This window comes from Pseudoalteromonas sp. TB41, from assembly GCF_000497975.1.
Classification (GTDB): Bacteria; Pseudomonadota; Gammaproteobacteria; order Enterobacterales; family Alteromonadaceae; genus Pseudoalteromonas; species Pseudoalteromonas tetraodonis.
Genome location: NZ_AUTH01000094.1, coordinates 63,847 through 75,649, shown reverse-complemented (window position 1 = coordinate 75,649; position 11,803 = coordinate 63,847). Strand labels below are relative to the sequence as shown.

At 38.7% G+C, this 11,803-nt stretch carries 12 protein-coding genes; 4 read left to right on the top strand and 8 right to left on the bottom strand.

Going from position 1 to position 11,803, the window contains the following annotated elements; translation table 11 throughout:
- Positions 1-87: 87 nt before the first annotated feature.
- Together L641_RS0116160 and L641_RS0116155 are read right to left on the bottom strand one after the other, a co-directional pair.
- Positions 88-1,062 carry an alpha/beta fold hydrolase gene (locus L641_RS0116160; RefSeq protein ID WP_013462777.1) on the bottom strand — a complete coding sequence of 325 codons (975 nt, stop codon included), beginning with the start codon at positions 1,060-1,062 and terminating at the stop codon, positions 88-90.
- 493 nt (positions 1,063-1,555) lie between these two features.
- On the bottom strand, positions 1,556-1,867 hold the full coding sequence (locus tag L641_RS0116155) for a hypothetical protein (protein ID WP_013462778.1): 312 nt from the start codon (positions 1,865-1,867) through the stop codon (positions 1,556-1,558).
- 109 nt (positions 1,868-1,976) lie between these two features.
- Here L641_RS0116155 and nhaR point away from each other — a divergent pair, with 109 nt between their 5' ends.
- Positions 1,977-2,870 (top strand): transcriptional activator NhaR, encoded by an 894-nt coding sequence (gene nhaR / locus L641_RS0116150; RefSeq protein ID WP_024602465.1) that lies wholly within the window; start codon positions 1,977-1,979, stop codon positions 2,868-2,870.
- A 69-nt stretch (positions 2,871-2,939) separates the two neighbouring features.
- Here the strand turns inward: nhaR and L641_RS0116145 are convergent, their stop codons facing one another.
- Together L641_RS0116145 and L641_RS0116140 are read right to left on the bottom strand one after the other, a co-directional pair.
- Positions 2,940-3,314, bottom strand: a complete 375-nt coding sequence (locus L641_RS0116145; protein ID WP_024602464.1) for a hypothetical protein — start codon at positions 3,312-3,314, stop codon at positions 2,940-2,942.
- A gap of 65 nt (positions 3,315-3,379) precedes the next feature.
- Positions 3,380-4,189, bottom strand: a complete 810-nt coding sequence (locus L641_RS0116140) for a sulfite exporter TauE/SafE family protein (protein ID WP_024602463.1) — start codon at positions 4,187-4,189, stop codon at positions 3,380-3,382.
- 463 nt (positions 4,190-4,652) lie between these two features.
- Between L641_RS0116140 and L641_RS0116135 the strand changes: the two genes are divergently transcribed.
- Complete coding sequence (locus L641_RS0116135) at positions 4,653-5,627, top strand: DUF1852 domain-containing protein (RefSeq protein WP_010388779.1); 975 nt, start codon at positions 4,653-4,655, stop codon at positions 5,625-5,627.
- A 31-nt stretch (positions 5,628-5,658) separates the two neighbouring features.
- A complete protein-coding gene (locus L641_RS0116130) occupies positions 5,659-6,699 on the top strand; it encodes a methionine synthase (protein WP_024602462.1) in 1,041 nt (346 codons plus the stop codon).
- Positions 6,700-7,019: 320 nt separating this feature from the next.
- Here L641_RS0116130 and L641_RS0116125 read toward each other — a convergent pair whose 3' ends face one another.
- The 3 genes from L641_RS0116125 to L641_RS0116115 form a co-directional block, all read right to left on the bottom strand.
- Positions 7,020-7,538: a hypothetical protein gene (locus tag L641_RS0116125; protein ID WP_024602461.1), complete on the bottom strand. Its 519-nt coding sequence runs from the start codon at positions 7,536-7,538 to the stop codon at positions 7,020-7,022.
- Between the two features lie 108 nt (positions 7,539-7,646).
- On the bottom strand, positions 7,647-8,402 hold the full coding sequence (locus tag L641_RS0116120; protein WP_024602460.1) for an abortive infection family protein: 756 nt from the start codon (positions 8,400-8,402) through the stop codon (positions 7,647-7,649).
- Between the two features lie 103 nt (positions 8,403-8,505).
- Positions 8,506-9,735, bottom strand: a complete 1,230-nt coding sequence (locus L641_RS0116115) for a hypothetical protein (RefSeq protein ID WP_024602459.1) — start codon at positions 9,733-9,735, stop codon at positions 8,506-8,508.
- A 797-nt stretch (positions 9,736-10,532) separates the two neighbouring features.
- Here L641_RS0116115 and L641_RS0116110 point away from each other — a divergent pair.
- On the top strand, positions 10,533-11,213 hold the full coding sequence (locus L641_RS0116110) for a haloacid dehalogenase type II (protein ID WP_024602458.1): 681 nt from the start codon (positions 10,533-10,535) through the stop codon (positions 11,211-11,213).
- 67 nt (positions 11,214-11,280) lie between these two features.
- On the opposite strand, the gene L641_RS0116105 is transcribed toward L641_RS0116110, so the two are convergent.
- Positions 11,281-11,736, bottom strand: a complete 456-nt coding sequence (locus L641_RS0116105; RefSeq protein WP_024602457.1) for a GyrI-like domain-containing protein — start codon at positions 11,734-11,736, stop codon at positions 11,281-11,283.
- Positions 11,737-11,803: the final 67 nt, after the last annotated feature.

Here is an 11,803-nt window from a genome sequence, read left to right as displayed (position 1 = left end):
CAAAGCGTAAGTTGGATAGAGTGCAACGAAACTCAACAATAATAAAAAATGACTTATACACTCAATGTCATCTAAAACAGCCAAGGCTCACCATGTTATTAGCCATTTTTCAATTTCGATAGCATCATCACGATCAAACACCATTAAACTTGAATGAGAGCGAGCATTAAAAGTTATTTTTTTTACTAACTCATTTTGTATAGATGAAAAGTAAGCCGGGGGGGATAGAGAGTCAACATCTGAGTTAATTAACAATACAGGCTTTTTAGTCTCAGTTAATTTAGGCAATAAATTTGTTTCTTGAATGGTTACTCCTGCCTCAAACATTGCTTGGTTAACAATATTATCAATCTCGCTATGAAAAAAATGACTAAGCAAAGGCGATTTATAAGGTAAGTACTCCTTAGCTGCAACGTCAAAACTCATCATTGGGGCAAGTAAAATAGCAGCGTCAACATATTCTGATGATAATAAGTTACTTGCAGTAAGTGCTCCCATAGAATGGCCGACTACAACAGTCTGGTTATTTATTTGATTTAAAAGTGATTCAGCAAGCAGTTCATTTAAAATGCCGTGCTCTTTTGCTGCAAATACAAATGCTTCAGTTGATTCACCATGGCCAAAAAGATCTGGAATAATAACGTTCATACCAAGCGCTCTAAAATAGATAGCTGAAGCCATCATTGCTTCTTTACTGCCCCCATAGCCATGAAGTAATAAAGCAGTGCCTTCAAAACGATTAAATGTGTCTGGTGTCATTCTGTGTGAAATTGTATTTTCTACATTATTACCAGTTGCATGAAGGTTGTAATAAACAGAACTCTCTTGCGAAAATTCGGCTGCTTGATAAGGTTCAGCAGTCAGATATGTAATGCATTGAGTGGTACTAAAAGAGCAAAACTTTTGTTTTTCAAAGCCAATGTCGCTAGGTTTTGCTTTTATAAACTGTGCTTCAGAAAGATAGATACCGGGGTTTGACATGACGTAACTGCCAATTGAAGTACAGCCAGACAAAGAAAATATATAAAGTGTAATTGCTAATAGTTTGGTGAAATTTTCCATTTTCGCTTCATTAGTTAAACTTGAACATCAACACTTTAATTAAGCAGATAACGTCCTATGAGGTGGAGGAGGTTTTAGCCGTTAGTTAGGCATTTTTTTATCATTTCAAAGTACCTTAACAGTATCTTCTATCCACCTCAATTTTCTCAAGTAAATAAATCTGTTTGGCATTAAGTAGACACTTGCTTATTAATCAAAACCCAAATTTAGTGCTTAGTTACGATTTTGAGTTTTTTTTATCTAAGTTTTATGGATTTAGGGGCTGAAATTTAACTCTCTTTTTAATCAAAATGGTGTGAGGGGTTTACAGCTGAGGTCAAAGGTTAAAGGAAAAAGGGCAAAGGTTTTTAGTTATTGTGAGTTGGGTAGAGTCGAACAAAGCCCAACAAGGAAATACTGCTCAATGGCAATAATTGAATCATTTATTGCTAAACATAACTTGGAATTAGAGAGGTATTAAAAAAGTAGCATCCTTGCTACTACAAGTGCGATATTAAGAGCTTGGTTGCGAAGGTTGATACTTATTAACGAGAATGTGCTGCAAACTTTTAAGTGCTCGCTTTATCGCTTGCAGCATACTTCTTCCCTTTGTATTTACATTAATACTGGGTAGCCCAGGCAAAAGAATATTAATTTTGCATTGCTGCAAAGTGCCGTGGCGATCACTCGAAAGATCATTTATTTGAATCTCAACTTTACGAATATTTAAAGCATGTTTTGCCAATTGGCTTTTTATCAACTTTAAAAGCGACATCTTTTCACTTGCGTTAATTATCTTGTTTTTAACTGTAAGTTTTAGCTTCATGCAATTACACCTTTTAATAGTAACTATGTTGCAGGCATGACTGTAATCTACTAACTTAGTGGCAAAGGAAAAAGCTGATTATTTCTTACTTTAAAACAGGTATTTTCGAATGATTACCAACATTAACTACAATCACTTATATTATTTTTGGCAAGTAAGTAAGCACGGCAGTATTGCAGCGGCGAGTAAAATACTTAATTTAACGCCGCAAACGGTGAGCTCGCAAATTACTAACTTAGAGCAACGACTAGGAAAACCGCTATTTATTCGTCAAGGGCGAGGCCTACAGTTAACGGAATTTGGCCATGTAACCCAGCAATACACCAATGATATGTTTGCTATTGCCCATGAATGGCTAGAAACCACGCAAGGTGATACCACGCACTATTCACGAACGTTAAAGGTGGGTATTTCAGACGTGTTGCCTAAATCACTGGTGTCGAAGTGGCTAGCGCCTTTAATTAATAACGACCGTATTACAAACTTACACTGTATTGACGGCCAACAAGATGAGCTGCTTGCACAAATGGCGATTCATAAGCTCGACTTAGTGTTAGCCGATAAACCACTCGATACCACCTTGCCATTTAAGGCGTTTTGCCATGAAATAGGTAAAAGCCAAATTGCTCTTTTTGGTAACGAAACATGGCATTCGCAGTTACATAAGCAGTTTCCGCAGTCTTTAAATAACAAGCCTCTAGTGCTCCCCGCAAAAGAAAGCCCCGTCGCGCGTGCTATTTATTATTGGCTGCAAGAGCAAGACATTGAAATGACAATAGCAGGCCATGTTGACGACAGCGCATTAATGAAGTCACTCGGTGAGCAAGGGTTTGGGATATTCCCTGCGCCTATTTTGGTAAGAGCCGAAGTAGAACGCCATTACGACGTTAATTACATTGGTAGAATTGATAATGTTTATCAGCATTATTATGCCTTTACACCCGACAGGCTCATTAAAGACAGTATTTATGACGAGTTTATAAAGCACGCGCAAATGACGTAGATTTTAGTTAACCGTCTTAAGATTAACGGGCGTCGGGGTGCGGGTTACGGATCTAAAACCTTACACTTCTCATACTTCAAATAAATATATTAAAAATATCAACAAAGCGATAAAGAATATCGGAGTGAGCAAATAAAATATGATATTGGCTACTATTTTATTGTTATCTCTAAACTTTAATATTTTTTGGCGTGCGGCAATTAAGGCTGGAAATGTAATAAACCCTTGGATACCGATAGCTAAAGTAATAGTAAGTTGCATGATAATAATTTGCCAGTATTGCTCTGGGTCATCAATTAACGATGCTTGTTGATAGTCGCTGCCTGTCGTTCCAAGCTGATGAGCAGTTCCTGTAATTAACCCTATAGTAGGTGATATCAAAAAGAACAAAGCAACACTTAAGATTGTTTTATCAACTTTATCCCTTAATTTAACTATTTTCATAGCATCCTTGCCTTAAAGTTTATTATTTCAAAATATATTCGCAAGCAAGCCTGCGAACTTTAACCTTATCGAGTAAACATATTGATTGCCATTACAATTAATAAGCCGGCAAATATTTTCTTTATGGTTGAAACTGGCAAATAATGGGTGGCTTTAGCACCGAGTGGCGCGGTAAACCATGAGGTGCATACAATACCCAATAAAGCGGGCAAATACACAAAGCCTGCAAATCCTTGTTTTAGGCTAAATAACTGGCTGCCTGAGCTGATATAACCCAGTGAACCAAACAGCGCTATCACAATGCCTGAGGCCGAGGCGCAGCCAATGGCTTTTTTCATATCAACAGAAAAAAACGTCAGTAACGGCACCAATACTGCCCCGCCGCCAATACCAATCATGGCAGACAAGCCACCGGTTATGGTCGTATAAACACTGAGTAACCCTTTGTTTGGTAACGGGCGCGCTATTGCTGAATCACTTTTACCAGAAAAAATCATTTTAAGTGCAATTAGCACCACACTTACAGCAAATACCAAACGCACTACATGCTCAGGTAACAGCGCAGCCATAAAGCCACTAATAAGCGCGCCAAAGGCAACGCCTACCATAACCCAAGGTGCAATATTCCAGGGTACATTGCCATTTTTATGATGCGCAATAGCCGACGAGGTCGAGGTAAATAAAATAGAGGCCAGCGAGGTCGCAATGGCAACCACCACTACTTGCTCAGGTGGCAAAGCATTAAAGTGCAGTAATATCATGCTGAGTATGGGTACAATAACCAGCCCGCCCCCTATTCCTAATAAGCCTGCTAAAAAACCAACACCGCTACCTAATATGGCGCAGTATATAATTAACACTATTAAATCACTCATTCCTTTTGTCTCTTCTTATGTTAAGGGTTGTTATGCTCTGTGGCGGTGAGTTGCGTGTAAAAAACGTTTAATAAAACATCTAAGCTCACCAAGGTTTATTCGAGTATATCAACAACCGTTTATGCAAATGGCACTTTAAGTACTTATAAGTATTGAATAATACTCACGTTTTGTATGAATAAATCACAACACCCGTAAAAACATCTAGAAATCTAGACTTCTAAAGCGGTTTTTGTGAGAGGGTCATAGGTAATTAGCTGAATTTACCCATTTAACTTTGCTACAGAATGAATCTGGCTCATGTTTTACCTGAAATAATACCGTTTTTCTTCATGCTACATAGCGCGTATAAATTTATTAACTCTGCAGAGCACCATTACAGCTAACCCGTTATGTCGGTTTTAACAGCGAGTAATGCGCCATCAATAAAAGCAGCAACAACTCAAATTGAAAGGATACGGCTATGAGCACTGATCTTACATTTACTATTAAAAGCACTAACTTGGATGAAAACTATCATCCATCAAATAACACACGTATTACGACCAACTTCGCTAATTTAGCAAGGGGTGAAAGCCGCCAACAAAACCTGCGTAATACCCTAAAAATGATCAACAATCGTTTTAATGCTCTGGCTAGTTGGGATAACCCACAAGGGGATCGTTACGAGGTTGAGCTCGAGATCATTTCGGTTGATTTAGACATTGCAGGCAGTGGCCAAGCATTTCCGTCAATTGAGGTATTAAAAACCAATATTATTGACCGCCAAACCAACGAGCGAATTGAAGGCATGGTGGGTAATAACTTTTCATCCTATGTGCGCGACTACGACTTTAGCGTGTTATTGCTTGAGCATAACAAAAGCAAACCGCAATTTAGTATTCCCGATAACTTTGGTGACTTACACGGTAAGTTGTTTAAATGCTTTGTAAACTCAAATACCTATAAACAGCACTTTAAAAAGCCACCGGTTATTTGTTTAAGCGTGTCTGATAATAAAACCTATCAGCAAACCGAAAACTTACACCCCATTTTAGGCGTAGAGTATCAGCCTAATGAGTCGTCGTTAACAGAGCAATATTTTAAAAAAATGGGCTTACAAGTGCGCTACTTTATGCCACCAAACAGCGTTGCACCGTTAGCCTTTTACTTTTTTGGTGACCTACTTAACGACTACAGCAACCTTGAGCTAATTAGCACTATTAGCACCATGGAAACGTTTCAAAAAATTTATCGTCCAGAAATTTATAACGCCAATGCCGCCGCAGGTAGCCGTTATAAACCAAATTTAAAAAATGATGATCATTCATTAACGCAAATTGTGTATGACCGCGCAGAACGAGGTCAATTAGCGGTTGAGCAAGGCAAATTCACCGAGCAGCATTTTATTAAGCCTTATCAATCAGTGCTGCAGCAGTTCTCAGCAAGTATCGCTTAATCACACAACAAAATTAAAGGCAGCATTTATTATGAAAAAACTATTACCCACATCATCTGCTGGCAGCTTGCCAAAACCGTCATGGCTTGCTGAGCCCGAAACCTTATGGTCACCGTGGAAATTAAAAGGTAGCGAGCTGGTTGATGGCAAACACGACGCCTTGCGTATTTCCCTACACGAGCAACAAACCGCAGGCGTAGATATAGTCAGCGATGGCGAACAAACCCGCCAACACTTTGTAACCACCTTTATTGAACACTTAAATGGCGTTGATTTTGAAAACCGCAAAACGGTTAAAATTCGCGACCGTTACGACGCCAGCGTACCCACTGTGGTTGGCCCTGTGTCTCGCACTAAATCGGTATTTGTTGAAGACGCCAAGTTTTTACGCCAGCAAACCAGCCAACCAATCAAATGGGCACTGCCAGGGCCAATGACCATGATCGACACCCTGTATGACGATCACTATAAAAGCCGTGAAAAACTAGCATGGGAATTTGCTAAAATACTCAACCAAGAAGCCAAAGAGTTAGAAGCCGCAGGGGTTGATATAATCCAATTTGATGAACCCGCTTTTAACGTGTTTTTTGATGAAGTAAACGACTGGGGCATAGCCTGTCTAGAGCGAGCCATAGAAGGGTTAAAATGCGAAACTGCCGTGCATATTTGCTACGGCTACGGCATTAAAGCCAACACCGATTGGAAGAAAACCCTCGGCACAGAGTGGCGACAATACGAAGAAGTATTCCCTAAGCTGCAAAAATCGAATATTGATATTATTTCGCTAGAATGCCAAAACTCACATGTACCCATAGAGCTACTAGAACTCGTACGCGGTAAAAAAATAATGGTAGGCGCAATCGATGTAGCCACCAATACCATAGAAACTCCCGAAGAGGTGGCAAAAACCCTACGCGAAGCACTTAAATATGTTGATGCCGACAAACTCTACCCCTGCACCAACTGCGGTATGGCACCCCTGCCCCGCGATATCGCAAACGGCAAACTTAACGCCCTAAGCAAAGGCGCAGAGCTAGTACGTAACGAGCTATTAGCAGCGAATGTCGCTTAATTCTTAGTTAAAGCAGCTGTAAAAAAGCCACACCTTAACACATGTTGAGGTGTGGCTTTTTTAATCAAAATGTAAGGGGGGTTTACAGCTGAATTTAGAGGTTCAAGGCAAAAGGCAAAAGGTGAAAGGTTTTAAGTTTGTTGAATATTGGTTGAGCTAGTACAAATAATTAAACCTAACCGCTTGGTATTATTGATTGAGTGGGAGTGCCCCATTTGCAGAGAATGTCAACGCCTCGCTTAATCGGCGCAAAATAGCAGGCTAAAATTAGCGACGAAGGAGCGCAAGCCTGCTTTTTTTAAGCGTTTGTTAGCCAACTTTTATGTAAATTCTATAAACATTTCAGTCTTTAAAGAGTCTGGGTACCTTGGTATTTGATACTTATCAAGTATTTCTTCCCAGTTTGAAAATGAATAAAATAGAAACATCATCAATAACTCACTTTCACCATTGGATTTTTCAATGATAAAAGAGTCTCGACTGTGTGTAGTAGAGCTAGTTTGACCATCAGGGGTGATAGTAACCAACTCATCTTTAATATCGTTTACCTTCGATACGGTACTTTTTTTGTCCGCCATGAGACCAAAGTGTTTGGAAGAATTAGCTATGTCTCTACACCACTTTAGTCGTTCATAGGTATTACAAACTTCATGAAATTCTTTTTTAGGAATAGAAAGGTGTTTAATACACCAATCTCTTAAGGAATGCGCTGTTATGCAGTAATTGAAAAGATTATCAGCGGTATCTACTTTGGAGTCTGAAGTCCAAGCCCTTCTTCCCTCTCTAGCTAGTTTTAAAAAAAGGTCTTTCGGTTCTTGATAAATGCTTATGATTGACATACTAACTCTTGTTGGCTAACGCCCGCCTAAGCGGTGCAAAATGCTTGGTTATAATTCGAAACGAAGTGACGCAAGCCAAGCGTTTTGCATCCGTTCTTGGGGGGTCTGTTATTTTTTTTGTGCATCATAAGTTGAAACCAAAAACAAAGCCATTGAGCCAGCTAAGTTTACTGACAATTCTGCATGCCTTGCTTGTGGTTTAACTGGTTTCTTACCTTGACCGTGTGCATCACCCAGCTTATTTCTTAAAGAGCCAAGTCCATTAACTATACCGCTACAACCACCAAGTATTTGCTTGAAAACTTGTTCACCATGTTGCTCAGGTGCTAAGTTTAACTCTTTAGCTGTGAGCTTATAAAGTTCAGACAACTCAATAGAAGTGGCGTTGTATCTAACTCCTTTATCATCGAGTATGTGTTTACAGATACTTTCTAAAATAGTCCTAGAGATTGTTATTGCACCCTCTGGATCTGTGCTTTTTCTTTCCAACGCTTTACCCCAAGCATAATGAATGCTTTCGGAATCAAATTTCTCTAGGACTTCTGATATTGATTTCTGAGCAGGATGAGTCTCGCCACTTTCAAGTAGTTCCAATATTGGGCTAAAAGCATTCCAAATGTGCTGTCTGCGATCCGCGTAGTTATCATGTTCGTGTTTAATAAATTGCCAGAACTGAGATAAGTTTCTATTTACTCTAACCCAACGAGGTAGAAGGTTTGAAATTGTTGGCTTATCAAGCGCTTCCTTCCTTATTAATTGATAATGACCATCATCAGCGTTACCACCAGTCGCTTGAGCAATTAAAGCATTCTGAAAGTATTCAATTCGATCATAAAGTGAATTTAGATGTTCTAATCCCTGCACAAAACCTCCTTAAAAACATAGCGCCCAAATAATGGGCAAAAAACAGTTGGTTAAAATATCGACGCAGGAGCATTGTCCTTATTGAATTGCTTGTTATAAGCACCTACGCTGCTGTAGAAAATAGAACACTCTCAGATAAAAACTTAATAATCGGTATATATTGACTCACAATCGATTCTGATTCTGAAAAAGGCATGAAACAGTCTTCTCTAGAATATCTATCACTTGAGTGGACTAAAGAGTTACGTATATGCTTAATGACTTTTGCTGTATTGGAGATTGCATGACCTGACTCCAATTTAATAGACATTTTTTCACCAAAGACTATAGCTTTATTATTTGAGAATATTTTTTCATCTAACTCCGCTTCCAATTTTTTTATGAATTCAATCAGTTCATCTTCTTGTACATACTTAGCCAAAACTGCTTTTAGCATTTCAGTTTCATCTTGATGTTTATCATGTTTTTTTATTACAGAAAGTAACTTATTAACATTTGAATAGGTTGCCTTATAATTTGGCTTATTAAGTTGAGTTTTTACAGAGTTAAAGAGAATTTCGTCAGCAACTCTCAAAAAGTTATATTCCAATACATGATAGAAAGACAAATAAGATTGTCCTGGAAATTGACTACTTTTAGCTACCTTATAAAAGCTCACAAGATCATCATCATATTTTACGTTAGGTATTTTTAAAGGTTCTTCTTCAAGTTCCGGTTGTAGATGTTGGAAATGTTTTGCCTTGATATCGTCTCTAAGCTCCCAGCATTCCCCTTTGGCGTAAGCCAAATTGAACAGACAGGCTTTGATTTTTTCTTTTCCTACTACCTCTATCTTTTCTTTAGACAGTTTAGGTTTTGGAGTGTACTTCGCAGTAAAAGGGTTAAAGAACAAGTCATCGAATCTAATTCGTAACCGACCGTTTTTCCGAGCTTTTAATCTTTCGCTACGCTTCTCGATTTTACGCTTTACATAATCAAATAAGTATTCATAAGCTGTTGAGGAGTAATGACTTAAAACAAACTCATTTGACGCTCTAGTAATAGTTAACAAACTACCTTTGTCATCTGTAAATTCAAATTCTGGTCTTGGGATAAAATTAGGATCTAATCTTACTATTTGAAACTCGACGAAATTATTACTTGTTAAAACCCTTATATCAGGGTTAAAACTATACTGTTTAGCACGATAAAAATGATTTATTGACTTAATCCAAACATCATCAACTTCCAAAAAAACTTTTTTATCATCAATATCTATTAGGAGGGTTCTATCGTCAATTTCAACTGAACAACCTAAATTTGTGAGGACTTCCGAAAATTTCGCTAGTGACATGACTATCCTTGTGCTTATAACATTTTAGTATTTATGCGACACGCTGTTTGTGTTGCAAAATAGCTTGTTGGACTGATGCGCTACCTGCTCGGTGTGTCAGAGTTGGTGTTGTTTATGCTATGGACTTTTATATAAAAGAAAGGCTTTTTATCATCTAAGCTAAACAGCTAATTTAATAAGCTGACCAATTATAATTTAAGCTTTCCCTGCGTCGCTCAGTGTTCATTATTTATCCATTAAACCTAATATTTAACCGTTAAGCAAGGATATTTTTCGCTCGCACAGCCGCTATTAGCCTGAGCAGTTAAGCAGGTTAACTCATTGATTTGATGCAGCAACCAAGGCAGCTAACTTTTTCGAACTATTTCATTCGTAGCAATACCTGAGGTTATCCCTCCGATATAAAGGACAAAGGAGGAAAATCTTAACTTCAGGCATCAAATACTTTGGCTGACCCATTATCAATATTTTGCTTATCAGTAACAGTCTAAAACAATAAGATAAACAAATAACCCCTACTTTTAGCTATTACTTAGTTTGATTTCTAACTAGCACTTACAAACTCAACAGTCCTTCTACCCATTCTAAAACAAAGCGTGTGTTTTGGGTTTGTTCGCGCTGCTGATTAATTACTTTATCAACCCCCACCTACATGCGGTATTTTTAACCAAACCGTAACGGGGGTTTACAGCAACTGCTTAAAACGCGGGTGCTGTTACTGTACTTTATTAACTGATAAGGTGATTAAGCGAAGCAATAAAATTGCGTTTTAGTAACGATTTAAACAGGAGTCATTAATGGCAACTACACTGGCGTTTGATGTATACGGTACGCTTATAAATACTCATGGCGTGGTGTCGTTACTTGAAAATATGGTTGGCGATAACGCGCACGCATTTTCAACTACTTGGCGTGAAAAACAACTCGAATATTCGTTTAGGCGTGGCTTAATGCAAAACTACGTGCCGTTTTCGGTGTGTACTGAGCAGGCACTTAATTATGCGTGTTTACTGCACAAGGTAACTTTAAGCGATGAGCAAAAAGCACAGTTATTAGCACGCTATAAAACCCTCCCCGCATTCGATGATGTTAAAGCAGGGCTTGAGAGCTTAAAAGCACAAAACTATCGGTTATTTGCGTTTTCTAATGGTGCGGCCAGTGCGGTAAATACCTTGCTCGAAGCGGCAGGTATAAGTGATTACTTTGAAGGCGTGTTGAGCGCCGATGACATTAAAACTTTTAAACCCAACCCCGGTGTTTATAGTCATTTTTTACGCGAGGCAAATTCAACCGGTGCTAATACCTGGTTGATATCGAGTAACCCGTTTGATGTGATTGGGGCGTTATCGCACGGTATGCGTGCTGCGTGGATACAGCGCTCAAGTGAGGCTATTTTTGACCCCTGGGAACTAACGCCTACAATAACGGCGTGCGATTTACATGATTTAAAAACCAAGCTGGCCAGTAATAACCAATGATTTAGTGGGCAGGAGTTAAATTACACCAATGAAAGGCTAGGTTTGCGCTTACAAACCTAGCCGTTTTTTAGTCTTCAATTGCAATTGCAATGGCAATTTCTATTTCGTTACTGTTTTTATAATACTCAAAATCACTGGTGTAAGTACGTTCATAGCGGCAATCGTCTGAGCTGAAGTATTGCCAAATTTCGCCCCATAAATCGATTACTGCATCGGGCATTTCACCTTCACCTTTAAATACCAAATAACGCCCCGCTTGGGTGGTTACTTTTTTAGCTTCAGGGAGTTTAATTGATAAATTATCGCAGCAGGCAATTACGTCAAAATCGCCAGTGAGATCGCTTTCGTAATTAGTATACACACCATACACTTTGGTGTTTTGGGTAAGGCTGTTGGCAAACTTTTCACCAAATTTTTGCCAAAGTTCAGCTATATTTGCAGTGCCAGCGTTCATTTCATTGGCGTTGCAGGTTCTTACTTTTAAGCCGATTAAGGTCTGACTTGCTAATTGTTTTACTTCCATCATGACGTCCTTTAGCGTTAATACAAACACCAACGTAACAGAAAAACCGCCAATACTTTAAATTTTG